Origin of the sequence: Pseudoalteromonas sp. J010, assembly GCF_003934235.1 — a bacterium.
GTDB classification, from domain to species: domain Bacteria; phylum Pseudomonadota; class Gammaproteobacteria; order Enterobacterales; family Alteromonadaceae; genus Pseudoalteromonas; species Pseudoalteromonas peptidolytica.
Window position 1 is genome coordinate 21,922 of sequence record NZ_RDBW01000002.1, and the last position, 26,406, is coordinate 48,327.

Consider the following 26,406-nt stretch of genomic DNA (forward strand, 5'->3'; position numbering starts at 1 on the left):
TGGTTGGTTTGATACCTCCATGGTAACGACTTTTTGTCATGCAAAAAAGCCAAGAAGTAGGCATGCAATTAAAACGCCCTCTACATACCTACTTTATCAACAACAAAGTGCTTGCTGTTACTTACTTTACGGTGACGTTACCATGCCAAGCCGGGTATTGTTCAAGTTGTAGTTTCAACTTATCACCTGATGCTAGACTACCCACACCTTTGGGGGTGCCAGTGAGCACAATATCTCCTGGTTGCAACGTAAAGTAACGCGTGATTTCATTCATCAACTCAATGATCGGAAAAATCATTAAGCTAGAGTCGCCATGCTGTTTTAGCTCATCATTTTGCCAAAAGCGATACTCTACGCCCTCAGCAAAGGTGCTTTCATCGCAAGGAATAAATGGCGTGATTGGACAGCTATTATCATAGGCTTTTGCTCGCTCCCAAGGGTGCCCTTGTGCTTTTAATTCACTTTGTAGGTCTCGCAAAGTTAAATCAAGCGCAAGTCCCACTCCAGCAACGTGCTTTAGTGGCTCTGCTGTATTTGCATCAATTTGCGTACCAATCAACAGTGCGAGCTCTGCTTCATAATGATGCTCACCAAGCGCAGCGTTTAAACATAAATCGCTATCAAATGTGACCAAGCTGGTAGCTGGTTTTATAAATAATAATGGGTTATCGGGGATTGGATTATCTAACTCTTTGGCATGTTCAACATAATTTCTGCCAATACAAACTATTTTACCCACAGGTAAATCCCATGGTACTAAATTATCGCGCTTATGCTGGTACATACTAACTCTCTCTGTGTGTTATACCAATTAGTCTTAATACTTGCTCAATTTGAAGGAGTAAATCACGGTATTGCTAGCCAATAAAAAGGCTTCCGAAGAAGCCTTTTCGACAGTATTAATAGCTACAGCGACTTGATATTATCAGCCGCTTTTTTATCAATCAGCTTTACAAACGGGTCAACCCCAGCGAACTTCGGTAAGTCCTTTACTTTTAGCTCAATTGTATTTGCACCGGATACAATCCTATGCTTTTGTAAATACAATAACGCATTACCTTCTTGAATTGTATCTGGATCTGCGGAAAACAAAGCGATATCGATTTGTTGTTCAAGCGGCACTTCTTCTTCATTACCTTGACCATCTGCGTGTTTTTTAGCAGCTTCAACAGTCAATGTAACCGTGTGCAACTCCCCTTCCTGCATCGCTTCTTGCACTTCAACCTCTGCAAGCTTTAGCTCATATAAAGTGATGGCATTAAATTGGTCATCAATAAACACTTGCTCTTGCTCAGTTGCATCCGTCTTTAAGTAAGAGATAAAATCTAGCGTTGTTGGGAATGAATCAGTTCTAAATCGATAGTCCGCGATAAAACGACTGAGTAATTTATTTAAGCGCGCTTCGCCTAACATGTCGTGTAGTGCTAACATCACCACCGATCCTTTGCGATAGTGAATATAACTTTGATTCACCGTTCTTGCTAATTCTCTCTCTTCATGAGTCTCAGTAGTACGGCCGCGGAGATAGTGATCAAGCTCATACTTTAAAAACTTACGTAAATTATGCTCGCCATACTTTTGCTTCATCACCATGATTGCAGCATATTGTGACAACATCTCTGAAAGAATATTTGAGCCCTCAACATTCGCGCCAATCACCTGATGCGCCCACCATTGGTGTGCAAGTTCATGGGCAGTAACGTAATACGGGACGTTGATATTGTCTGCATTTCTGGTGTCAGTGATAAAGCCCATACTCTCAGAGTAAGGTACTGTATTTGCGAAGCTTTGTGCAAAACTACGATAGCGAGGAAACTCAATAATGCGCATTTGTTTGTGCTGATAAGGCCCAAACGCATTTGAGAAATAATCAATAGAGTCCTTTATTGATTGCATCATATCATCAATATTCCATGCGTGGTCTTTGTGGTAGTACACCTCAAGCGCGATCCCTTTGTACTCCTCACGCTTTACTTCCAGATCCATCGACATGATATTGTAGAAATGCAACATTGGTGCATCCATTTCATACTGATAGGTAGTACGGCCATTATGGCTACTTTTTGACTTTAAGTATCCAGGAACCATTGCTACTTGTGAGGCATCTGTGGTTACCGTTGCAGCAAAGGTGACAAAGTTTTCAGCAAACAAAGGTTCATCGTGATACTGTGATTCCTCTATTTTATTTGCGAGTTTAATCGGTGCTAAACCGCGTTTACGTCGCTCATTTTTGTCTATTAACTGTTTTTGAATACTGTAGCCAAAGGTCGGGAACAACTCACTGTTATCAATAAAAGTGCCATTATGAACTAACATGGTGTCGCTGTTTTGATCTACAAACCCTAGCGTTTGTCGAACCACAGACATCGTTATTTCACGCTGCTCGTTAGGCTGCATAGGCTCAGACAAGGTTAACCATGCGTGGCCAAAATACTCATCATATTCCTCAAGCGTTGCACCCGGCATGAAAACATCCCACTCTATCGTATAGTCAGGTTTGTTTACCAAGAAACGCGTAATTGCCTGATCAGATTTATTTTCAACTTTAAGTTTAACAGTAGCCTCAATCCGGCGTGTTTTTGGATAGATCTCGGCATTGAGTTGAACATCTAACGGAGTTGGGATAGGCGCATCTTTGTACTGTGCAAACTGGCGCTCGTACTGCTCCGCTCGGTCTTCATACTCGCTTTGTGTTATAAACTGATTCAGAATATTGGTGTTGTAGTAGATATAGCTGCCGCTTGCAATGGCAATCACCACACCACTCGCTACCGCCGTTTTACCTATGGCACCAAGATTGTAACCGGCTTGCCTTAGTCGGGTCTTTAATGTTTGCCCTGCGCCTCTTGGCCAAAGTGAGTAACTCAGTGCAGCAAAAACCACCGCAAAGCCAAACCAATATAAGTTGTACCAATGTACCGCTGTCAAAAAGTGTCCGTAGCCATTAATATCCGAGTAAGGTGCTGATGGTGTGTCAGATATTCTCCACATATTGTGTTCAAAGCCGTAGCTGGCCATCACTTGAGAAGCGATAAAGTAAAGGACAAACAGTCCCATTCCCATATATTTGCTTGGACTTACAACTTGCAGTAAGAATGCAAAGCTCCCTAAGATGGCAAATGGTAAAGCAAACAAATAACCCAACCGAACCAAATACTGCGAGAGGTAAATATTATCAATTCCAGAAAATAACTGATAAACAATGGTGATCAACGCACCAAATCCACACAACAGCATGATCACACAGACTAGTGCAAAATACTTCGATCCCCAGAATACCCAGTTTGCAACAGGATAAGAGTCAACTATTTCACTCATTTTTGCTTCACGATCGTGCCAAACTAGCTCCGCACAATAATAAACCAACACTATGATGATCAATAACTCAAAACTACCTTGAACCATTTCTACAACCCTAAATGTGACAGGCCACACATCGCTACCATAGCGACCAGTAGAGCTCACCAAACTTGGGATTAACATTGCGAGGCTAAGGAGTAGTAGTACCAAAAACGAATAACTGAAAATGACTTGCTTAACTTCAAATCCAGTTCGGCTTAGAAATTGCGCCCAGCTATTATTCATATTCCCCTTAAACGTAATACGATTAGCCAGTGCAGCTGATTGACTGCCAGCATCTTTTGCTTTGCTGCTGGTTTTTTGTTTTTGTGGTAAGTAATGTGACTGGTTAAACACCACAGCTAACAGGCTCAAAGCAGCAAGCCCTAACCAGATCATACGGTTGTACAGTAGCTCACCACTGAGACTCAGTGTTGCGATATTACGCTCAGCAATAGTCCAATATTCTGACTGCGTGCTAATCGCTGACATGGCAAACATATCAAGGTACGCGGCCAAGGCGCGGTACTCAATATCAGTAAATAAGCCCCTTGAAACAATATAACCAACCAACAAAGCCACTGCGACTAGATACATTGATGCCATGCTTCTGAAGCGCTGAGCGACCATCACAAATAGGCTTGCCATAAAGAATAAGTTTGGCGCTGCTAAAAAACCAAGAGGTATGAGATAGTATGCCAGTTTGTTGGGACCTAACATCTCAGGCCCTAACCACTGCATGATAAGACCAACGCCAGAGCCAACCCAAACTCCAAGCAAGCACATGGAAAATACCAACATGGTCACAAGGTATGCACCAAGAAAACGACCTAGACGATATTGCACAATATTAATTGGTTTACTGAGCACTAACTCACTAAATTTATTTTGCTCATCACGAATAACTGAGCTGCCAACAAAATTTACCACCAAAAAGATAGAAAATACGGACATAATGCCAACAATCTGCATGATCGCAAATGGCGAGTTGACGTTTACATTCGCTGCACCACCAATTTGCACCGTATCTGAGATAGAAGCAAAAAATGTCAACAAAAACATAATTAGCGCAGTGACATAGAACGAAGGCTGACGCACAAAAAAGCGCAGCTCCGATTTCATCATGTTAAATAGCATCACCTTACTCCCTAAGCTGCATGACTATTTCGGTGAGTATGTAATGTAGAAAAGTAAACATCTTCTAAATCAGCAGGCACCGCTTCAAATCCATCGGGAGCTTGTGATGAAAACACATTAAGCAGTGTTTGTCCGGCAAATAAGCGTTTAGAGATAACCGGTAAGCTTTGCTCTAGCTCCTTTGCCTCAGCAAGTGTCACTGATTTGCGCCAGATCTTGCCTTGTAATTGCTCAGTAAGTGTAATCGGATTGCCTTCCAGTAAAATTTGTCCACTGGCTAATACCGCCATATTCGGGCAAAGCTCTGATACATCTTCAACAATATGCGTCGATAAGATAACTACTTTGCTTTCGCCTAGGCCTACCAACAAGTTATGGAAGCGGTTACGTTCTTCTGGGTCTAACCCTGCTGTTGGCTCATCCACAATCAATAGATCTGGATCGCCGAGCAGCGCTTGTGCAATTCCAAAACGTTGGCGCATACCGCCTGAGAATCCACTTACCGCATTTTTACGGTGTTCGTATAGGTTAGTTTGTGCAAGCAGCCCTTCAACAGCTTCTTTGCGCTCTTTTTTATTGTTTAACCCTTTTAGTATCGCCATATGATCAAGTAAGTCATAAGCACTGACTCTTGGGTATACACCAAAATCTTGCGGTAAATACCCCAATCGCTCGCGTAATGCGTGCGGTGTTTTTAAAACATCAATGCCATTAAATGTGATGCTTCCAGCATCCGCTGACTGTAATGTTGCGATTGTACGCATTAACGATGACTTGCCTGCGCCATTAGGACCAAGTAAACCAAACATACCTTTTGGGATCGAGAGTTCTACACCTCGCAAGGCATGAACACCATTGTCATAGGTTTTAGAGAGTCCTGATATTTCAAGCATTTTTATTTCCTTTATGGATTTTTATTATTGCCCTTTTTATAACATTTACCTACGTTAGTGACAATTAACATAAACATATCAATTGCAAATAAAAGTAAACACTGAAACACTAGGTCACACCCTTAATTTACAATCCCCAAGGAAAACTAACATGCAAGAACATGCCAACCACCCACTGACGGATTTTATCGAATACCCTCATGATGAGATGCTAAGTCGTGCTGAGGCCTTCTTGGAACACAGTAAAAGACGTCATAGTATCCGTGCTTTTAGCGACCGCTCAGTACCTCAAGAAATTATTGAAACCTGTATCAGAGCAGCAGGTACGGCACCAAGCGGTGCAAACCACCAGCCATGGCACTTTGTAGCAATTGGCAGCAAAGAAAAAAAACAACAGATCCGAGCTGCTGCAGAAGAGTTAGAGCGCTCTTTTTATCAAGGCCGTGCTGGTGATGAATGGCTAGATGCGCTAAAGCCGCTAGGGACCGATGCACAAAAACCCTACCTTGAGCATGCACCTTGGTTAATAGCGATTTTTAGCCAGAAAAAAGGCGGGATCCACGCTGAAGATAAAAATACCAATTATTACGTGCACGAGTCAGTAGGTATTGCAACTGGGTTTCTGATCCAAGCGCTTCATAATGCAGGATTAGCAACACTCACACATACGCCAAAACCAATGAGCTTTTTAACAGAGTTATGTGGTAGGGACAAAGATAATGAGCGCCCCTACATGTTACTTATTGCAGGCTACCCAAGTGATGAAGCCACTATTCCTGAACATGCGACAGTTAAAAAGTCACTTGAAGAAATAGCCACTTTCATCTAAACGATTTCCAACTAGCTGTTAATATACGGCTAGTTGCTCGCCCTCATTGAGCCCTGTGATCACAATCGTCTTGTTGCTACGCTCTTCCCCTAAGCGTATATAACGTTTATATCGCTGGCCATTTTCAACCACTTCTACCATCGCCAGCTGACCATGTTTACTGATCATCTGAGTTGGAATTTGAATAGCAGAGCGTTCACCAAGTACTAACTCCACTACCGCATACATACCCGGCACAACGCTACGCATCAGTGGCATATCAAGTTTAATGACAAAACTGCGCGCTTGACTGTCGGCAACTGGAACTATTTCCGACACCCTTGCCATTTGCGTCACCTCTAATGCGGGAATACGTACTTTAATTTCGCTGCCTAGCTGAATGTGTTTAACTTGCGCTTCTCGAATGGACGCTTCGATTTGCAATTGCAGTGGATTAAACAAAGAAACAATAGTACTGCCAGGACTCACCGTACTACCTGGCTCCTGTAAACGCTCAACCACTTTACCGGAGATAGGTGCAATTATCTGTGTGTACCCTAGCGCGACTTGCGCACTGCGAAGGGCCTCTTGTAATGCTCGGCCCTGTGCTTGCAGCTCATCGACACTGGCTTGCCATTCATCGACTTGATTAATCGCAATCAACCCTTTTTCATTTAGAGATTTGCTTCGTGCTAATTGCTTTTTGGCTTGCACAAGCTTTGCCGAGTTAGCCGCTTGCTGCGCCGCTACACGCTGTAATTCCGCTTTAAGCTCTGCATCATCTAATGTCGCAATTAACTGCCCCGCAACCACCTTATCACCAGCCCTAACACTGAGCGTTTTTAACTCGGCCAATAGGCGGCTCGATACTAGCGTATTTTCTTTTGCAACCACACTGGCTGGCACTTGCTCTATTATTGCAACCGAAGATGCTTGTACCGTATAGCGCTTACCTTGATACTGCGGTTGCTGCACTTTTTCCCCTGGGGCTAGCTTTTCCTGAAAACCACCAGCAAGCCACACCACCATAAGCAGCAAGGCAGCAATAGCAATGACAGGAACAATAATTTGATTACGAGACATGTGATGACTCCTGAGCTGATGAACCCGTGAGGGATTGAGCTGCTGCTGGTACATCTTTGAATACTAAGTAATACACAATTGGCACAACCAACAGCGAAAATAATGTTGAAGCAATGATGCCGAAAATAATTGCAAGTGCTAGCCCACTGAATACGGGATCTAAAATAATCACTAAATTACCTAATAAGGTCGTTCCTGCGGTGAGTAATACAGGTCGCATCCTAACTGTACCAGCTGTAATTAAGGCATCAATGAGTGTTATACCTGCCGAACGAGATTGATTAATAAACGCCACTAAGATAAGAGAGTTTCGAACTACAATACCAGCCAAGGCAATCATGCCAATCATGGCGGTTGCAGTGAATAGCACAGGCTCTGGAGCATCAGCAATTACACGCTCTCCAAACTGATTGAGCAACCAAAAACCTGGCATGATCCCTATCATGGTAAGCGGAATGGCAGACATAATAATCAATGACAAGCGACTGGATACGGTTTGTATACGTAAAATCATAAATATTGCTGTGAGTGCAAATACAAACGCAATGCCCATATCCCTAAACACATCAATGGTAATCCGCCACTCCCCCTCTCCTTTAAAGGTATAACTAGTGCCTTCAGGCATCGACCAACTGATACCACCGCCACTTTGTAAAAAGTTACGTGATGACCATTGGCTTTGAGGCAGCTGCTGGTTTTCGTCCGCAACGACATCAGCAATAACTTCAGCAGGTGTGCGGCCGTTGAGCTCAGCAAACACATAAATTACTTCTCGAAGATCTTTACGCATTATTACAGGAGCAGTATCTACAGAGGTTAGCTCGCCTAGTTCCGCAATTGCAACCAGTGGCCGTGCAGCTTGCGCTAAGCCGTATTCTTGTGCGCTTTTTGCTAAGTCTTGGCGGCCACGAACCTGCATAGCCAACAAGTTTTGCCATTGATTACGTTGGCTGTAGTTAACCCCCAGCTCAATGGGCACCGTTGCGGCTTCATGTTCGGTATAGAGAAACCCTGCTTGTATTGTGCCGCTGGCTATGGCCAAAGACTGATTCACATCCGCTGTGGCAATGCCAGAGAGGGCTGCTTTTTGCTTATCTACAACAAAACGTTTAAATACGGTGGGTGTTGCCATAGATGTGTCCACCTCTACTACATGAGGCTCTTGTTTTAGTCTTTTAGCAACTTGTTGAGCAGCCGCCTCATGGGTGGCACGAGACACAAATGGCTGGGCATATACTTCGGCAACGAGCGTGCTCAAAACAGGTGGTCCAGGTGGCACCTCAACAACTTTCACTTGAGTTAAACCCTGATTAAACTGCTGTAGTTTATCCCGCAGCCGCATTACCACAGCATGAGATTGGTGCGCCCGCGCTTCTTTATCCACCAAAAGTACACGCAGTTCAGCAAGGTGGGTACCATATCTGCGATAGTAGCCGCGCACCATGCCATTAAAGTCCATGCTTGATGGTTTACCAACAAACGCGGCAATGTCCGTCACTTCCACTTCAGACCAGACAACTCCCTGAATTTTTTTAGCCATCAAAGCCGTTTGTTCAAGGCTGGTGCCTTCGGGCATATCAATTAACACTTGAATTTCACTTTTATTGTCAAATGGCAGCAGCTTGAGCGGCACAACTCGAAATATCGGTAAGCTGATACTCGCAATAAACAGCCCAAGCACAATCCAAAGTACCCATTTGGCTCTAGTGGGGTGCTTTAGCAATGGCAACATCACTTTGCCATATAAAGAGGCTTGCGGGGCAACCGTTTGTGGTATTGATTTGGCTTGTAGTAACTTCTTAGATAACCACGGGGTCACTAAAAAGGCCACCAAAGTTGACGCCATTACGCTTATCGGCACATTAAATGCCATCGGTGCCATATAAGGYCCCATCATGCCAGTAATAAATGCAAGTGGAATAAATGCCATAATAATGGTCAAAGTAGACATCACTAGTGGCGATTTGATTTCTACCATGGCAGCAACAATATGCTTATCTTTATCTTGTCCAGCCCCACGGTGAATAAACCGATTTATATTATCAATCCCAGTGATTGGGTCGTCGACTAACAAGCCCAAAGAAAGAATTAACGCAAATAACGTGACACGGTTAATGGTATAGCCAAACGCCAAGTCTAGCCCGAGAGTGATGCCATAGCAGATAGGCACCGCTAACCCCACAACAATCGCTGAACGCCAGCCAAGGAAGATGCCAACAAATACCACCACAGTAAACACTGAAAAGGCCAAGCTTGAAGTTAGGTTATTCACCTTATCATTGGCTGTTTTGCCATAATTACGCAGTACTCTGACGCTCACTTCAGCAGGTAACAGCTGCTTCTGTAACTGATTGATAAGTTCTAGACTTTGCTCAGCAACAGTCACAGCATTACTGCCTTTTTGTTTTGCAACACCAATAGTAACAAGTGGTGCATTCATACCGAGGGTACTGCTTGCAAGCCACTGATAGCTTTCAGGCTCATTTGGCCCGTCACGCACCGCTGCCACATCTTTTAAGACAATCCCACGGCCATTAATCACGTTAACGGTAAGGTTTTCAAGCGCAGATTTGCCGCGGATCACATCGCCAGATTCAAAGGTATAGGTATGCTTTCCTGCACTTACTTGCCCAATCCGCTCAACTTGGTTACTTGCCTGGATTGCTCTTAGTACATCCATTGGCGTAGTGTGATGTGCAGCCAATGCCGCCAAGTCTAACTCGACACGTAATGCCCTTGTGCGCCCAGTAATTACGGTGACTTCACTGGTATCTGCAATAGTCTGCAACTGGATGGATAGCTCTTGTGCAAAACGCGTCAGTTCATAGTCACCATACAGAGTAGGGTTAGTACTATACAAACCCAACATGAGAATTGGCACATCATCCACTTCAATCGGACGGATCTGCCACTGCTTAACAATGCCGGGCATGGTGTGCTGATTGGCATTCAATTTTGTGTAGGTATTTAAAATTGCCCGCTCTCTGTCCTCTCCAACATGAAACCTTAATGTGACAACCGCGACTCCGGTTTGCGTTGTGGAGTATACGTGTTCTACACCGGGAATTTGTAATAGTAGTTTTTCCAGCGGTGTCGTCACCAAACGTGCGACTTCCGGAGATGCAGTATTAGGGACTTCGACATGAATATCTAGCATTGGCACAACAATTTGTGGCTCTTCTTCTCTTGGTGTCATCTGCAATGCAAATAGGCCAAGGAAAATAGAACACAAAAAAATAAGTGTAGGCAGGTATCCTTGTAGGCTTTGCTTAATCGCGCTATCTAGCTTTTGCATAACCCATGCTCCGAATCATCAGTTGGCACAAAAAAGCTGATACAGGCTTTCTAGCATTACCGCCACTTTAGGATCTGATACCTGATAATAGATGGTGGCACCGTCACGACGAGTTGATACAATTTCAGCTTTTCGCAGACTAGCTAAGTGCTGAGATAAAGCAGACTGCGTAAGCGGGACCATCTCATTAAGCTGACTAACACTTAACTCCTGTTTTTGCAGTGAACACAAAATCATCAAGCGGTTTCTATTTGCCATTAATTTGAGTAACGACTCCGCCTGCTCGGCATTTTGTGCCATTTGCTCAAGATCCATGCTGACTCCCTAATAATAAATTAGCACAAAGTATAGACACAAACATTAGCAATGTCTAATATTAGAATAAACTAATATAATGTAATTTCATTATGACCTTATACCAATTTGCTTAATTAAGTGGTCTATTTTGAGGCGAGAAAATCTTGTCGATAACTAGGCAAAAATTTTGCTATTTAGTTGTTCTAAATGAGAAATTTTTAACACTGTTAGCGTCAGATTTACTCCTTCAAATTGAGCAAGTATTAAGTCAAATTGGTATTACATCCTCTACTTCGTTTAGTTGCTGGGGTGGTATTTGCAATTTCCTGACTGCTTACACATTTTGTCAGTCTCGATTGAGTCTGGTTGAGTGCATTTATATGTGTCAATTTGGTGCAGTCTGCGTTTACAAACTGGTGTCCGATGATCACCATTTTGAAGAAACTTGGCACTCAGGACAGGTAAGCCATAATGAGACAAATAAACTTATAAGGAGTGACGTATGCTGATATCTGCCCAAGATGTCTTAAAAACGGTAAAACCAAATCAGCGCTGTATCGATGCAGCGCAAGCAAAATCAGAAATTACCCAAAACAATGGCTTGGTCATTGACGTTCGAGAGCCCGCTGAACATAGCCAAAAGTCGGCTAACGGGGCAATCAACATTCCTCGCGGTTTATTGGAGTTTAAACTTCCAGAACTGGAAAAAGACGCAGACCGACCAATTTATTTGCACTGTGCTGCCGGTGGCCGTGCTATTTTTGCCGCAGAGCAACTTACCCGTATCGGTTACACCAATGTCAGCGTAATTACCTGCAAAGCTGACGTAGTGTGTGACACGCTTTAAACACATTAGACTCTCTTTTTGTTGAGGCACTGAGTCATAAAGTTTTATTAAGCTCAGTGCTTTTTCTGACCTCCATGTCTTACCCAACCTTAATATTCGCTATAAAAGCATAAAAATCATTAAGTTAATTAATTTTATAAATTATTGTCATATGACAGTTTAAGCGCTGACGTAAGTGTGTCGGCGTGTTTTAATGGAGAAACAGGCACAGTGGAGACAACAACTTAACTGGAGTTCAATATGTCTGACTTAGAAAAACTAGAAAAAGCTACCTACAAAGTATATTTCCAAGATGGAGATCACCAGATTGCATGCTGTGCAAACGTTCTAAATGGCTGTGAGTATGTTTTCGTTGATGATGTTTGTGTTTCTAAAAAGCGCAACTTTTCTTTTGGAGGCACCCATAGATTTACTTTTGCAGATCAGGACTATGAAGCCAAATTTTGTGTAATTAACAGTTTTACTTTTGAAACTGAGTGCCTATTACTCAAAGGAAAAAAAATACTTGGTCGACAATCAAGCACTCCAGTAAATGAAAAATTGACCTTATCCAAGATCATATTCACTTTTATGGGTTACGGCCTGGTTGCCAGCATTTTCTTATTCACTCTAGCCTACTACTTGGGGCGTTGGTACGGCAGCACCGTACTTTAAAAGCTCATCAAGGATGTAGTTCATGCAAATAAATAACAATACAGTAAAGCAGTTACGAACCGAAAAGAGTTGGACTCAGCAACATTTAGCAGATGCTTCTGGAGTTAGTCTACGCACAATTCAACGCGTCGAGAGCGACGGGACGGCAAGTAAAGAGACTGTCATGAGCTTGTGTGCAGTGTTTGAAATCTCCCAAGCCAAGCTTCTCGATTTGACTGGCATGCTCCAAAGCAAAGGAGACAAAGCTGAAAAAACAGTGAGTTACCATTTATTCTTGTTTACTGCAATCTTATCCCTAAGTGTTGGGGGCGTTATTGGCGCAGGCCTAATTTATCTATTAATTCGATAAATACCTTATTTTTATAGCAGCCGAAATCTATAAAAAGGAGTGCTAAAACATAGCACTCCTTGATTTTCCTACGCGCGGTTTGGAATAATTTTGATTTCTACTCGGCGATTTTGTGCTTTTCCTTGTTCAGTTTGATTACTTGCAACAGGTTGGGACTCTCCCATCCCCTCTGCATATAATCGTGCCGGTAATACTTGTTGTGATAACAGGTATTGCTTCACACTATTAGCACGTTGCTCAGACAAGGTTTGATTGAAACTCGCTGATCCCGTGGAATCTGTGTGACCAACAATCGTAAGGAATGTCTTGTCGTATTGTTGCATCACACGCGCAATGCCTTGCAATGTGTTATAGAAGCTCGGGCTTATCGCGGACTTACCACTGGCAAACGTAATATTTGAAGGTAACACTAAACGCATTTGTTCACCTTCTCGAACGACTTCTACGCCAGTCCCTGCGAGCTCTTGGTTAAAAGCTGCTTCCTGCTTGTCCATATAATTACCAATAGCTGCACCGGCGATTGCACCAACCGCAGCACCAATTGCTAAGCGCTTGTCTTTATGATTACCGGTTGCTTTTCCTAGCACTGCCCCTGTCGCCGCACCAATCGCTGCGCCTTTGCCGGTATTATTCATTTCACACCCTGACAGTACAGCGACAACCACCACACCCACTAACACATTTCTTGCATTCATCCTAACACCTGAATTCATTTCGACCTGATTGTGCACATTGTTGCAATAAGTGATTAACGCTCGCTGAAGTGCGGCTTATTTTACTGTTACGGTGTTACTGTCGAGACATGCTGAGAAATTGGTGGCAATTTATATTTTGTCACAACCGGATCGAGTTTCTTTTCCACTGCTAAACGCTGCATAGCTTGACGAATTCGCTGTGCTAGCACTGTGCTATGAAACTGCGTACTCATTGCCATATGACCGTAAATAGCCTGACTATGGCGATAAGAGACCTTTTTTAACTTTTCAATGGGTTGGCCTAATACTTCCATCGCAACTTCAGCGGTATCTTCAACTGCAATCACCAAATCCACTCGGCCTTTTAACAGCAAATCAAATGCCACTCGCTCACTAAATACAGGGACTTTATTGAGCTGTCTATCCGCGTCAAAGCGAGGATAAAATACGCTACCGCGCATGACGGCGATACGATTGGTATAGAGATCCGAATATTGTTCAACTTCAATATTACTGTCTCTTCTGGCATAGAAGACAAAAGAGGAGGTCAGCGCCATATAAGCGGGATCGACAAAATCTATTACTTTGTCTCGCTGTGGTGTTTTGATAAGCCCCCCCATCACATCCACCTCTCCTTGTGCTAGCAAACGCATACATCGTGAAAATGGGCAGGGAACTGTGTTTATCTGATAATCAATATTGGACTGTGCGCGAATAATTTCTAGAATGTCTAAGATTAAACCGTGTACTTTGCCATTTTCCGCAATAATGCTGTATGGCGGGGCGTGATCAACAGCAACATTTATTTGCTGGCTATAAACAGAAAAACTTGCCAGTAAAGCAAACAAATACCGCAATAAACTCATTTGCATAATCATTGTCCAATTGTAGCTGTTACACCAGTTGGCAAGCTGGCACTAAACATACCAAAGTCATAAAATTGTCATATAAAACTGTAAGGATACAAGGTTAACAATATCACAAGGTATACTATGTTTTTGAAAATATTTTATCAGTTTTTTTTACTAGGCTGCACAAGTTTTGGAGGCCCTGCTGCCCATTTAGGATTTTTTAAAAAACACTTTGTCGATAACTTGAAATGGCTCAGTAGTGAACGCTATGCCAGCATGATCAGTCTATCTCAGGTTCTCCCAGGACCGGGCTCTAGCCAAGTGGGGTTTGCCATTGGCCTTGAACGAGCAGGGATAATAGGTGGAATAGCCGCTTTTTTAGGTTTTACGCTCCCCTCCTTCTTGCTAATGCTGCTACTGGCATTAACAGCTGGTCAGCTTTCAGGTTCTGCACTTGCGATTATTGACGGTCTTAAGCTGTTTGCAGTAGTGATTGTCGCCGATGCGGTACTCAGTATGGCTAAAAGCTTCTGTAAAACCATGGCACTTAAAATTGTCACGTTTATTGCAACATTGATATTACTATTTTTGCCAAGTTTAAACGCTCAAGTAGGGCTACTCGCAGTACTCGCCGTTGTCGGTTATTTTTACGCTTTTAGTAATGTACCGAGCCAACAAAGTAGCCAACACACTTACCCTAACTGGCCCGTGCTTGCAGTCTTCATCGGTTTATTCTTACTGACCTTTGCGGCACTACCAACTCAGATCTTCGCCGAGTTTTATCAGGCAGGTGCATTGGTATTTGGCGGTGGACATGTTGTTTTACCATTACTACAAAGCAGTGTTGAGAACATCCAGCAAGAAACCTTTTTAACCGCCTATGCAGCCGCACAAGCAATCCCAGGACCAATGTTTACCATAGCAAGCTTTCTTGGTGCAATTGCCGAGCAGACAAACCCAGTTTTGGGTGCTGCAATAGCGACACTGGCCATTTTCTTGCCAGGTCTGCTATTAATGTGGGCGTTTCATCAGCAGTGGCAGTCACTCATCGCACTACCCCGCTTTGCTAGTATTAGCGCGGCATTAAACGCCGGCGTTGTTGGTATTTTAGCGGCGGCATTATATCAACCAATTTGGCAGTCTGCGGTACATAGCGTGCTGGATTTAGTGGCTGTGGTGGCGGGTTTTATCGCCTTGAAGTGGTTAAAGCCGGCGATCTGGCAATTACTCATCGCCTTTATCGTATTTGGGCTGATCTCAGGCAGTTTGTAATACCAATTAATTCAGAGCCCTATTTAGAGGAAAGTAAATCTTGTCGGTATGATTTACTTCCTCCCATTATGCAGACATTAACACAAGCTGGGGTCGCTTATGCCTTAATCGCTTCTCAGATTAACTACCTCTCACCAGCTCTCACCTTGACGCGATGCGAACCAAAATAGTCACTGACACTTTGATATGGACGAAGACCGAACGCAGGCATTACACTGAGCATATAGTCAAGAATATCCGCCTGTAAGTGCTCATAAACCACCCAGCGCTTATCACGGCTGAAGCAGTAAAACTCGAGAGGCAAGCCATGTTGAGTCGGCGCAAGCTCTCGTACCATACATAAACACTCTTGGTTTATCGCTTCATGTTGCTTTAAATAAGCTTCACTGTAGCGCCTAAACAGCCCGAGATTAGTAATATCACTGGGTATGTCGTCGAGTGATTCAATTAAGGGGTATTGTGTGGTTATCGCTGCTCGCTGCGCTTCGCTTAACAACTCGATACTAGTAAAATCAATATGAATTGCACGTTTAATACGACGTCCCGCAGACTCCTGCATTGCGCGCCAGTTTTTAAATGAATCAGAGATAAGCATATAGGTTGGTATTGTGGTGACAGTGTTATCCCAATTTCGCACTCTGACTGTATTTAAACCGAGATCTATTACTTCTCCATCCGCGCCAAAGGCATCTACCTGGATCCAATCACCAGTAGTCACAAGCCGATTAGCGGCGATTTGAATGCTGGCGACCAACCCTAAGATAGTATCTTTAAATACTAAAATAATTACAGCAGCGATCGCACCAAAACCTGACAGAATATAAGTCGGCGATTTATCGACCAGAATGCTCACCACCAAGATAGAGCAGACAATAAAAATCAGTAACTTAAGAACTTGTATAATGCCCTGAATGGGCACTTCCTTCGCAAATGGAAACAAGTTATAAACACCGTTGGCTAAGTTCACTAAACTGCTAAATAGAAAGCCTGACGCGACAACCAACAGTACATAAACCAAGCTCTCCATAACCACAAACACCCAAGCAGGTGCAACAAACAAACGCTCATGATAAGCAGAAAAAACCAAAAGGCATAAAACAAAGGCAAAACGCCCGCTAAACTTACTGAGYTGTGGTGCAAGGTGACCTATTTTTCGCGGTGAAATATGACGGGCAAGGTTCTCTACGTTAGGCAGTACAAGGCGCCTCACAACCCAATATAAAAATAGTAAGCCAACTACCGCGATACCATTCGTGAACAAGGCACTGATCACAGTGCCTTGTGGTAATGCTTCTAACCATGGCTGGACAACATCATGGAGGTGGTCAAACTTCATAGTTGCTTTATCTCCTCACTGAGTGTGTCTTCAGGTGCCGATCGGCGTAGCCAATGCGCTTCTAATTGGCTGTCTTTGCGCTGCCATACTGTATTCATAAAAGCTTGAAACTGTACTCGGTAGGCCTTATCACTTTGATAGTTACCAAGGGGAATATCCGCCATTGCAATATAATCTATTTTTATATCTATCGTATCAACACGTCCAAGCATAAATGATCGGCAAATATGTTCACCGTCTAACTCATAGACCAACGTCGCATTAAGCATCCCATCAAGTTGATCAGAGAGCACCTCTAAAGCAAAAGCAACACCACCTGCTTTTGGTTTGAGCAAGTGTTTGAAAGGGCTTTGCTGTCGTTGATGTTTCGCTTTTGTATGGCGAGTACCTTCAACAAAATTGATCACCGTTGTTGGATGGTCACGAAAGTTACGACAGCTCGATTTGGTGCGCTCTACGTCCATGCCTTTTAGTTTGGGGTTTTTAGCGATCTGCGCTTTACTTGCCCGCTTCATAAAAGGCATACCCATTGCCCACGCGCCAGTACCAATAAAAGGAATATATTTTAGCTCATCTTTTAAAAAGAACTTAGGTGCGGGCAATACTTCCATGGCACTAAGCACAACAATATCCAACCAGCTGAGATGATTAGAAATTAGCAAATACCAACCTTGCGCATGCAGCTCTTTTGGCAAACGTACATGGATTTTATCGCTAGCAATACGCAGCCCAATGTGATTCCCTTTGCACCACATACCGTAAAAAAAGTGCAGAGCTGTTGAAATAAACTTTAAGGGTATCAGTAGCTTTACGATACCGAGCAACAACACAAGTAAACCGCACACAAAGGTGTTAACCAACAGCCAAGCGCTGGCTGAAAGTCCAAGAAACCACTTAGGTAGTATTTGTTTTAACATCACAACTTCCTTCTACTACTATTTTTCAGCAAGCTCCACCAGTTGCGCATCTTTAGCTTGCCACAGCGCGTTTAATTCAGATTGAAATCGCACTCTAAATTCAGGGTCATTGGTATAATCACCAATTAAGTTTGCGCTTACTGGCATTACTTCTACCTGAACGTTTACTGACTTCACTTTACCACCAATAAAATCAGCGAAGGTTGGCACCCCGTCAGGGTAGTGAATGGTAACATTCACTACTTTGCTGATCTGCTCTCCCATCGCTTGCATTACGAATGCAATGCCACCGGCTTTAGGTTTTAGCAAATAGGTAAATGGGCTTTTTTGCTTAGAATGCTTTTGCTCAGTGTAACGCGTACCCTCAACAAAGTTTACAATACTCACTGGCATTGTTTTAAACTTTTCACATGCTTTTCGCGTTGTTTCTATATCTTTACCCCGCAGTTTAGGGTTTTTCTTCAATTGAGATTTACTCGTTCTCGTCATGAATGGAAAATCTAAAGCCCACCAAGCAAGTCCCAACACGGGAACATATAATAATTCCTTTTTCAAAAAGAAATTTAAAAACGGAATTTTGCCATGTAACACTCGCTGTAATACTAATATATCCACCCAGCTTTGGTGATTCGCAATGACCAAGTACCAATCGTTACGTTTCAACTCACTCAACCCGCTCACATTTAATGTATATGGCGCGATAAGATTTTGACTCATTGAGTTACAAGCAACCCAGTTGCTCGCACAAGCTTTGGCAATATAACTCATCACTTTTTGCAAAGGTGAAATCGGAATTAGTTTTAACAGCCCACAGATAAAGATGGGGATAAACCAAAATATGGTGTTTAACGCATACAGTAACAAACTGAGCAATTTTCGAATAAACGACATTCATTCCCTCATTGTGTTTTACAGCTTGTGCGTATCATACCTTGAAAATTACGCACAATTAAGCCGACCAGTGGGTCGGCTATTTTTTATTCTTTATTATAGTTTGAGCTATTAATCCTCAAAATATGTGTACCCTTCAAGACCTGCGTTTAATTCTTGCAGATACTGAGTTTTAACGGATTCAGGAAGGGATAACGCCGCAATCTGTTGTGCATAATTGTTTGATAGTACGGTTTTGTCATAGTGTACAAAACGTAGTACATCTTCGACACTATCACCCTTAATCGCATTAGTTAGTGTGTAGCCATCTTCACTAAGCTCAACATGTACAGAGTCAGTATCACCGAACAAATTATGTAAATCACCCAAGATCTCTTGATAAGCACCGACTAAAAACATCGCCACATGGTATTGCTCGCCCGGAACATACTCAGGAATAGGTAAGCTTGACTCAATACCAGCCCCTTCAACATAGCTGTTTATCTGGCCATCAGAGTCGCAGGTAATATCCTGAATCACAGCCCTTTGTGTCAATGGCTGATTTAGCTTATCGATTGGCATGACTGGAAATAGTTGATCAATCCCCCACACATCAGGCAAAGACTGGAACAAAGAGAAATTCACAAATAGTTTATCTGCTAACTTTTCATTCAAGTCATCTAGCACTTCTCGGTGCGCACGCGCATTTTCACTTAAACACTCACGCACTTTATGCAGCGTGGTGAAGTATAATTGCTCAAGTTGCGCCCACTCTTGCATGCTGATCAACCCATGTACATATTGATCATGGGCGTCACTGAATAAGTGCATAGCATCATGATAGGTCTCTAGTGCCATCCTAGGAGTAAGTTGTGACAACGAGTGCCATAACTCTTGCAATACCAGAGGGCTTGTGTCTTTTGGCTCCACAGGCTCCATCTGATTTGGCGCCTTCTCAACATCAATTACGTCGGTGATAAGTACAGCATGATGCGCTGTTAATGCGCGACCAGACTCAGTGATAATATCAGGGTGTGGAAGGTTGTTAAGTTCAGCAATATCATGAAAAGCATGTACTACATTTTTTGCATATTCTGCCACGGTATAATTCATCGAACATGAGCTACGTGAGCCAGAACCTTCATAGTCAACGCCAAGACCACCACCGACATCAACAATACGCAATGGTACACCTAGCTGAACTAATTCTGCGTAATGGCGAGCACATTCTTTTAGTGCACGCTGAATATCGCGGATATTCGCTATCTGAGAGCCAATGTGAAAGTGTACTAGCTGCATCAAGTGCAGACGATTATGAGACTTTAATCGCTCTACCGCTTGTAGTACTTGACTTGCTGTTAGGCCAAATTTACCTTTTTCACCACCTGTGTTTTGCCATTTTCCTTTGCCCACTGAGTTTAAACGGATCCGGATCCCTATGGCAGGCTCTACGCCTAAATCATCGATTTCTTGCAACAGTGTATCTAGCTCGGAGAGCTTCTCTACAACAATGTTAACTTGATGCCCCATAGCTTGGCCAATACAAGCTAAGCGCAAAAACTCACTGTCTTTATAGCCATTGCATACAATCGTAATTGGTTGCTGCGCGATACCTAAAATCGCCATTAATTCTGGCTTTGAGCCAGCTTCTAAGCCAACTAAACCACTTGGATGCGCCAGCAACTTGCTCACAACTGAGCGCTGCTGATTCACTTTTATTGGGTAAACACAAGTATACTGGCCCTGATAGTCACGCTGCGCGCGAGCAGCAGTAAAGGCCTGCGTTAAGGTATCAACGCGGTGTTTTAGAATATCAGTAAAGCGCACTAGCACAGGTAAAGTAAGTCCTTGCGCCTTAAATTGTTCCGTTAATTCACACAGAAGAACAGGTGACTTCGTTCGGTCACCGTCAGGAAACGCCACTAGTTGACCCTGTTCATTAATATCAAAATAGCCGTCACTCCAGTGCGTGACGTTATAGATAGAACGTGCTGTTTGCAGACCCCAAGTCATTACTGCTCTCAATTAACTCTTCATAAAGCTTCATTCTAATACGCAAGACTGGTCAATGCGACCTAAAGTTGTGTTTTCACTACCTTACAAATTTTAAAAATAACCACAGTGAGATCAACACCAATATGAGGCAAAGTACAAAATGTTGGCTAAAATTGATTGAGCAAAGGCGCAACCACTGGCAGAATTGCGCTAATTTTTATCAAGTGTGAACACAATCATGGCAAACTTAGAAGCAAACCGTTGGTTTACTGAAATTAGCGACCGCGATGGCAGCGCATTTTCACTTAGAGTCAACAAAAAATTAGACGAAATCCAGTCTCCTTTTCAAAAGGTAGAAATGTTTGAGACCACGGATTTTGGTAACCTGATGATCATTGACGGTTGCACTATGGTGAGCACGCGTGAAAACTTTTTCTATCACGAAATGATGAGTCACCCGGCATTATTTTCACACCCTGCACCAAAAAATGTGGTGATCATTGGCGGCGGCGACTGTGGCACATTGCGTGAAGTATTAAAGCACCCTGGCGTTGAAACCGTAACTCAAATTGATATTGACGAAGTTGTGACGCAAATGTCACTGAAATACTTCCCAGAGCTTTGCGAGTCTAACAATGACCCTCGCGCAACCGTGATGTTTGATGACGGCATCAAATACATGCGAGAAGCACCAGCTGAGTCCATTGACGTAATCATTGTTGATGGTACTGACCCTGTTGGTCCTGGTGAAGGCTTATTCAACCACGCATTCTACAAAAGCTGTTTAGCAGCGCTTCGCACAGGCGGTATTATGATCCAGCAAAGTGAATCACCGCTAATGCACATGCCACTGCTATTAGAAATGCGCGATGCAATGCTAGAGGTCGGCTTTGTTGATCTGCAAACTCTGCCTTTCCCACAGCCAATCTACCCAAGCGGCCTGTGGTCAGCAACGATGGCACGTAAAGATGAAAAGTTTGCCGGATTCCGCGAGCAAGATGTTGATAACGCAACATTTGATACTGAGTACTACAACACAGGTATTCACAAGGGCGCATTAGCAACACCTAACTTTATGAAGCGTGCATTCGAAAAGTAAGCTAACCTCGCTTACTACTATCAAAATTTATAAGGGCATTAATTGCCCTTTATTTTTTCCAAAAACAGCTGCTTTTGTTCCGGTGTAGCTTGCTGCCACCAATAATCCAACATGCCAACTACATCTGGATGAGCTGATTTAGGTGCTGCTGGCGCGTCAGGCTGTGTGGGATTACTAGGTGTCGAGTAACGTGGCGCAGTCACTTCTGCTGATTGGCTTACTATCGTGCTCACTACTCTAGGCCTTTCTTGAGTAACCACCAAGGTTGTGGCTAACGATTCATTAGGCGCTTGCAGCATAATCAATGGCTGGGCGGCAAATGCTTTTGCTGCGACCACATTGTCAGGGCGATTAAATTTCACATCATATTGCCCATCTGTATCGATACTGATTATTGCCCAGAATGGCTTAGACTCAACGGTTTCGTGGTCGTCATAGCCCACCTCATACAGGTCGGTATAACGCATTTTCACTGCATATTCACCACTTGCTAAATCTAGTTCTCTGACTTTCGAAAAAAAAGAGTGCTCGATGGTCTTATCATTCACCTGCAATGGAATTATTTCTTCGGGAAAGCTGAGTAATGCAGCGTGGGAGAATGATGATAAGAACAGTCCCGCTGTTACAAGTGTAGATTTTAAACGCATCTATTCACTCCTTCGTTTATGGGTTTAATACCAGTTATCTTAATTGAGGTTACTGCATAGTCAGATATATCTCCAGCCTTTTTCTATGTACTCAATATACTATTGAGTATCTACAATAGTTGGTTATGCTAGGCATATCATTCACTAATTAAGGAAGAACGATGAGTTCAGAAACCATTTTCACCAAAATTATTAACCGGGAAATACCTGCTGACATCGTATATGAAGATGAAAAGGCATTGGCATTTAGAGATATTAACCCGCAAGCCCCATTTCATGTTTTGGTTATCCCAAAAACAGCTATCGCAACCATTAACGATGTAACGGAAGAAAACTCACACCTCATCGGACACTTATACGTGGTAGCTGCAAAGCTAGCGCAAGAGTATGGCTTTGCTGAAGACGGCTATCGAGTCGTAATGAACTGTAATGAACATGGTGGACAAACGGTGTATCATCTTCATCTGCATGTTTTAGCAGGAAAAGAAATGGGTTGGCCTCCTTACCAAGATACGAAGAAAGGATTAGCCTAAATTATTCCATGTTAATTTATGTAAATAAGTAAGTTATTAATCAACATTATTAAAAACTTACTTATTTCAACAAATTACATTCTGATACATATTCTGCACATATTTTTGATCCATTATTTCACTTTCGTATATAGCGGATTTATCTATCTTGTACTAAAAATTCTAATACAAAAGGTCTGAATCCCATGTTAGCATTGATAAATTGGAAAAAATTAGAGTGTGTCCAAAATGAGCAGTACTGCTTTTTTGTTATTAGATAAAGAGCCTGTTAACACCATTGGTATCAATGTGTTACAGCCATTGTTAAAAACTCAGGGACTGGATGTAACAACAGGAACTGATATCTCAGAAGTGCCTGAAGGCACAAGATTACTTTTCATTGAAACCGCAGTGAATGATTCTTGGGGAAAACTAAAAGAACAACTTGTCAATCTCAAGGTAAAATGTGACATCGTGCTGTTTAACTTAGATGAAAACCCTGAATTAGCGAACCGCGCGCTACTCAGTGGTATTCGAGGTGTATTTTACACCACTGATAATGCCGATGTGCTAATGAAAGGGATCCGACTTTTACTCGAAGATCAACTTTGGTATCGCCGCGACGTAATGTGTAATGTTTTAAATCGCATGCTGCAATTTAATAAGGATGCTCTACATAAGCTTACAGAAGGCGATATAGAGCCAATCAAACTTACTAAGCGAGAGAAAGCGATTATTGCGTTAATGAGTAAAGGCGCGAAAAACAAAGAAATTGCTGAAGAGTTAAACATCAGTCCTCATACTGTAAAAACACACTTATATAGTGCATTTCGTAAAACTAAATGCCGTAACCGCATTGAGTTATTATCTTGGGCTCAGCAAAATATCCCGGACGAAATACGTTAACGATAGATTTCGTCAAATCCAGTACAATATATTTGATTAATTAACCTGAGGTTTGGATAAGGAATGTTCTAACTCATTGTTGCTAAAGCACAACTTAGTTTTTCCTTATCTAGCCAGCAAGTTTTAGGGAAAACACCGCTCCCGCGTCCTGCTCTCGCTAAGGTACCTACATCCTGTAGGCAGGCGAATTTACGCAGTTAGCGCTAAAACGGGCTGCTAGAAAGACATTAATTATCCGCGGCTCAGGTTAAGTCAATGGCTATCGCGCAATAGCGCCCCCCTTGAAGCACTGCCTTTCTGATCTCAGTGCTTCATTACTTTACTGCCTCAATGAATACCTCTATGCTAAGTTTTTATCATTATCAAAAGCAATTTTAGGTACATGCTCGACCCAAAAACACTCTATCTCACAAGTATCGTGATGACGGCCATGATGGCGCTTCTCACTTTTTTGACATGGCGAGCAAATAAAAGCACACCAGGTACGCTACTATATATCTTCTACCCATTGGTATTACTTGCAGCAATTTCTTCTTTTGCATTACACGGATACTTTGAAAACTGGCAAACAATTCCGATTGCCAACACCCTCCTTTTCGCAGCATCCATTATCCACTGTATGGCTATCAAGCAGTTTTTGGAAGTACGAGGTCATGCGTTCAAAGTGTTTCTGGGGTTTACCGCAGTGCTCTTTCTTTTATTGCTTTATAACAGCCTTATCGACCCAAACTTGCGAAATCGGATCCTGATATCCGATTTACAACATTTAGTAGAAGCAGTCTTACTGCTCTATTTTTTTACTCGCTTTGCGCGCACAAAATATCCGAATGGGAGCATAGTCTATATCACTATATTGATTATCATCTTGTTCATCTTTACAGGTAGATCGCTGCTGATGGGAGAGGTGACTCACTTTTCTTTGTTTAAAGAAAACTGGTTCAGTATTACCATTTTCTTCAACGGGGTACTTGCTCCCATTTTTTATGCCACGGGAATGGCATTGCTGTGTAATGAGCAAAGAGAGAAAAACCTCAATAAGTTGGCACTCAAAGCGCAGCAAGATCTTGAACTTAGAGGCATGTTCTTATCAACTATTAGCCATGAAATTAGAACACCGCTCAATGGTATATTGGGCAGCGCACAACTTGTGCTTGGCAGAACAAAAGACAATCGCAATAAAGCATATTGCGAAGCCATCGTAAATTCAGCGGAATCTTTAAACTTACTTATTGATAAGGTGCTGGACTATGCCAGCTTAGAGCAAAGCGATGAAGCACTCTACGAGGAAGATGTGGAGCTTAGAAGCTGGTTACAAAATCTTTGCTTGTTACTCAGCCCTTTAGCAGAGCAAAAAAAGCTGCATTTTGAATTAGTATATGAGCTACCTGATCAAGTTTGTTATTACTTCGATCAGCAAAAATTACGGCAAATCCTCATCAACCTTGTTGGTAACGCCATCAAATTTACCGACAAAGGAGAAGTGAAACTCAAAGTTGAGATCCTAAAAGACCAACAGATTGAACACAAGGTTCGCTTTAGTATCATAGATTCAGGCCCTGGTATTGAAAAGGAAGACATTAGTAAACTCACCGAGCCTTATGTCCAAAGCAGTGCTGGTAAAATAAAAGGAGGCACCGGTCTTGGTCTTGCCATTACAAGCCGGTTACTAAACCGCCTTGGCTCACAATTGAGTATTCAAAGTGAACTCAACAAGGGAAGTCAATTTAGTTTCGATTTACTTCTAAATATTGGGGAGCTTAGTTTGGTTGAGCAACGTCCTCAGCACGAAAACTGCATTACCGGTCTAACTATTTTGTTGGTCGAAGATTTAGAACTTAATCAAAAAATTGCAATCGAGTTTATGGCTGAGGATGAGCATAAAGTGAAGCTTGCCACTGATGGCCGCAGCGCTATTGATATGCTAGTGCAGTACCATTTTGATGTCGTGTTACTGGATATGAATTTACCTGATCTCTCAGGTCAAGATGTCTTAAAACAACTCAAAAGCTGTGAGCACAAAAATAAGCGTACTCCATTTTTAGCGTTTACAGCCAGTTTAAGTCCGGATGAGGTCAAAGAGTATCTCGCACTTGGGATCCGAGACATTGTGGGTAAGCCAATTAAGCAAGAAAAACTTCGTCAGGCTATCAGTGAATCTCAATCCCCCAAAAAAGCAGCAATTAGTGTTGAACTCCCAGACGTACTGTACGATGAAACTGCCGTGAATGCGTTACAGTCAGGCTTTAGTGAAGATGAAGTATCCTCTATTTATAATGAGTTTGTCCTCTCTGCTCGCAATAAGCTTATTCATATTCAACAATTGTTAGAACATGATGAAGAGCAGTGCATCAGACTACTTCATCGTCAAGCAAGTACCGCTTTGCAACTAGGCTTTAATCGCTATGGCGCGAACTTAAAAAAAGCTGAGCGCCGACTACTAGACGGTAAGTCTTGCCATGACGAACTCACCGACGCTATGACGCTATGGCAAGAAAGTCTGGCCGCATATCTGCATTTTGTGCGTAAAGAAACGATGGGGTGACACCATTAACCGCATGTTATTCGACATCCCCCATAAACTTGTTCATGCTAAATGCCAATCGA

At 42.7% G+C, this 26,406-nt stretch carries 23 protein-coding genes; 10 read left to right on the forward strand and 13 right to left on the reverse strand.

Features of this window, described 5'->3' with window-relative positions:
• Positions 1-121 precede the first annotated feature (121 nt).
• The 3 genes from EAG18_RS01640 to EAG18_RS01650 all read right to left on the reverse strand — a co-directional run bounded on the left by EAG18_RS01640 (position 122) and on the right by EAG18_RS01650 (position 5,369).
• A complete protein-coding gene (locus EAG18_RS01640; RefSeq protein ID WP_125250671.1) occupies positions 122-784 on the reverse strand; it encodes a fumarylacetoacetate hydrolase family protein in 663 nt (220 codons plus the stop codon).
• Between the two features lie 122 nt (positions 785-906).
• A complete protein-coding gene (locus tag EAG18_RS01645; RefSeq protein WP_125250831.1) occupies positions 907-4,476 on the reverse strand; it encodes a M1 family aminopeptidase in 3,570 nt (1,189 codons plus the stop codon).
• 11 nt (positions 4,477-4,487) lie between these two features.
• Complete coding sequence (locus EAG18_RS01650) at positions 4,488-5,369, reverse strand: ABC transporter ATP-binding protein (protein WP_125250672.1); 882 nt, start codon at positions 5,367-5,369, stop codon at positions 4,488-4,490.
• Between the two features lie 151 nt (positions 5,370-5,520).
• Between EAG18_RS01650 and EAG18_RS01655 the strand changes: the two genes are divergently transcribed.
• Positions 5,521-6,198 carry a nitroreductase family protein gene (locus tag EAG18_RS01655; protein ID WP_125250673.1) on the forward strand — a complete coding sequence of 226 codons (678 nt, stop codon included), beginning with the start codon at positions 5,521-5,523 and terminating at the stop codon, positions 6,196-6,198.
• A gap of 18 nt (positions 6,199-6,216) precedes the next feature.
• On the opposite strand, the gene EAG18_RS01660 is transcribed toward EAG18_RS01655, so the two are convergent.
• Genes EAG18_RS01660 through EAG18_RS01670 form a run of 3 tightly spaced genes read right to left on the reverse strand, consistent with a single transcriptional unit; the run spans position 6,217 to position 10,870 of the window.
• Positions 6,217-7,260, reverse strand: coding sequence for an efflux RND transporter periplasmic adaptor subunit (locus EAG18_RS01660; RefSeq protein WP_125250674.1), 1,044 nt, complete (start codon positions 7,258-7,260; stop codon positions 6,217-6,219).
• Complete coding sequence (locus EAG18_RS01665; protein ID WP_125250675.1) at positions 7,250-10,555, reverse strand: efflux RND transporter permease subunit; 3,306 nt, start codon at positions 10,553-10,555, stop codon at positions 7,250-7,252. The genes EAG18_RS01660 and EAG18_RS01665 overlap by 11 nt, the downstream gene beginning before the upstream one ends.
• Positions 10,556-10,573: 18 nt before the next feature.
• Complete coding sequence (locus EAG18_RS01670; RefSeq protein ID WP_125250676.1) at positions 10,574-10,870, reverse strand: metalloregulator ArsR/SmtB family transcription factor; 297 nt, start codon at positions 10,868-10,870, stop codon at positions 10,574-10,576.
• 348 nt (positions 10,871-11,218) lie between these two features.
• Here EAG18_RS01670 and EAG18_RS22290 point away from each other — a divergent pair, with 348 nt between their 5' ends.
• The 4 genes from EAG18_RS22290 to EAG18_RS01690 all read left to right on the forward strand — a co-directional run bounded on the left by EAG18_RS22290 (position 11,219) and on the right by EAG18_RS01690 (position 12,702).
• Positions 11,219-11,317, forward strand: a complete 99-nt coding sequence (locus EAG18_RS22290) for a DUF2892 domain-containing protein (protein ID WP_275557208.1) — start codon at positions 11,219-11,221, stop codon at positions 11,315-11,317.
• 37 nt (positions 11,318-11,354) lie between these two features.
• Complete coding sequence (locus EAG18_RS01680; RefSeq protein ID WP_125250677.1) at positions 11,355-11,699, forward strand: rhodanese-like domain-containing protein; 345 nt, start codon at positions 11,355-11,357, stop codon at positions 11,697-11,699.
• 240 nt (positions 11,700-11,939) lie between these two features.
• Entirely contained in the window at positions 11,940-12,353 is a 414-nt protein-coding gene (locus tag EAG18_RS01685) for a hypothetical protein (RefSeq protein ID WP_125250678.1), read from the forward strand.
• Between the two features lie 22 nt (positions 12,354-12,375).
• Positions 12,376-12,702: a helix-turn-helix transcriptional regulator gene (locus EAG18_RS01690; RefSeq protein ID WP_125250679.1), complete on the forward strand. Its 327-nt coding sequence runs from the start codon at positions 12,376-12,378 to the stop codon at positions 12,700-12,702.
• A gap of 68 nt (positions 12,703-12,770) precedes the next feature.
• On the opposite strand, the gene EAG18_RS01695 is transcribed toward EAG18_RS01690, so the two are convergent.
• On the reverse strand, positions 12,771-13,397 hold the full coding sequence (locus EAG18_RS01695) for an OmpA family protein (RefSeq protein ID WP_125250680.1): 627 nt from the start codon (positions 13,395-13,397) through the stop codon (positions 12,771-12,773).
• 86 nt (positions 13,398-13,483) lie between these two features.
• The gene (locus EAG18_RS01700; RefSeq protein WP_241651635.1) at positions 13,484-14,263 is read right to left on the reverse strand and encodes a transporter substrate-binding domain-containing protein; all 780 of its coding nucleotides are present in this window, start codon (positions 14,261-14,263) and stop codon (positions 13,484-13,486) included.
• A 126-nt stretch (positions 14,264-14,389) separates the two neighbouring features.
• On the opposite strand from EAG18_RS01700, the gene chrA reads away from it, so the two are divergent.
• Positions 14,390-15,520 carry a chromate efflux transporter gene (gene chrA / locus EAG18_RS01705; RefSeq protein ID WP_125250682.1) on the forward strand — a complete coding sequence of 377 codons (1,131 nt, stop codon included), beginning with the start codon at positions 14,390-14,392 and terminating at the stop codon, positions 15,518-15,520.
• A gap of 124 nt (positions 15,521-15,644) precedes the next feature.
• Here the strand turns inward: chrA and EAG18_RS01710 are convergent, their stop codons facing one another.
• The 4 genes from EAG18_RS01710 to speA all read right to left on the reverse strand — a co-directional run bounded on the left by EAG18_RS01710 (position 15,645) and on the right by speA (position 20,656).
• Positions 15,645-16,856, reverse strand: coding sequence for a mechanosensitive ion channel family protein (locus EAG18_RS01710; RefSeq protein ID WP_125250683.1), 1,212 nt, complete (start codon positions 16,854-16,856; stop codon positions 15,645-15,647).
• Complete coding sequence (locus EAG18_RS01715) at positions 16,853-17,773, reverse strand: acetyltransferase (RefSeq protein WP_125250684.1); 921 nt, start codon at positions 17,771-17,773, stop codon at positions 16,853-16,855. Before EAG18_RS01715 ends, EAG18_RS01710 begins: the two co-directional genes overlap by 4 nt.
• Positions 17,774-17,791: 18 nt before the next feature.
• Positions 17,792-18,664 (reverse strand): acyltransferase, encoded by an 873-nt coding sequence (locus EAG18_RS01720; protein ID WP_125250685.1) that lies wholly within the window; start codon positions 18,662-18,664, stop codon positions 17,792-17,794.
• A 111-nt stretch (positions 18,665-18,775) separates the two neighbouring features.
• A complete protein-coding gene (gene speA, locus EAG18_RS01725) occupies positions 18,776-20,656 on the reverse strand; it encodes a biosynthetic arginine decarboxylase (RefSeq protein WP_125250686.1) in 1,881 nt (626 codons plus the stop codon).
• A 220-nt stretch (positions 20,657-20,876) separates the two neighbouring features.
• Here speA and speE point away from each other — a divergent pair, with 220 nt between their 5' ends.
• The gene (gene speE / locus EAG18_RS01730) at positions 20,877-21,737 is read left to right on the forward strand and encodes a polyamine aminopropyltransferase (RefSeq protein ID WP_125250687.1); all 861 of its coding nucleotides are present in this window, start codon (positions 20,877-20,879) and stop codon (positions 21,735-21,737) included.
• A gap of 38 nt (positions 21,738-21,775) precedes the next feature.
• Here the strand turns inward: speE and EAG18_RS01735 are convergent, their stop codons facing one another.
• Positions 21,776-22,384: a DUF2057 family protein gene (locus EAG18_RS01735; RefSeq protein WP_125250688.1), complete on the reverse strand. Its 609-nt coding sequence runs from the start codon at positions 22,382-22,384 to the stop codon at positions 21,776-21,778.
• A 161-nt stretch (positions 22,385-22,545) separates the two neighbouring features.
• Here EAG18_RS01735 and EAG18_RS01740 point away from each other — a divergent pair, with 161 nt between their 5' ends.
• The 3 genes from EAG18_RS01740 (at position 22,546) to EAG18_RS01750 (ending at position 26,344) form a co-directional block, all read left to right on the forward strand.
• Positions 22,546-22,917 carry a histidine triad nucleotide-binding protein gene (locus EAG18_RS01740; protein ID WP_125250689.1) on the forward strand — a complete coding sequence of 124 codons (372 nt, stop codon included), beginning with the start codon at positions 22,546-22,548 and terminating at the stop codon, positions 22,915-22,917.
• Positions 22,918-23,145: 228 nt separating this feature from the next.
• Positions 23,146-23,802, forward strand: a complete 657-nt coding sequence (locus EAG18_RS01745; RefSeq protein WP_125250690.1) for a response regulator transcription factor — start codon at positions 23,146-23,148, stop codon at positions 23,800-23,802.
• Between the two features lie 382 nt (positions 23,803-24,184).
• Positions 24,185-26,344 (forward strand): ATP-binding protein, encoded by a 2,160-nt coding sequence (locus EAG18_RS01750; RefSeq protein ID WP_125250691.1) that lies wholly within the window; start codon positions 24,185-24,187, stop codon positions 26,342-26,344.
• Positions 26,345-26,406: the final 62 nt, after the last annotated feature.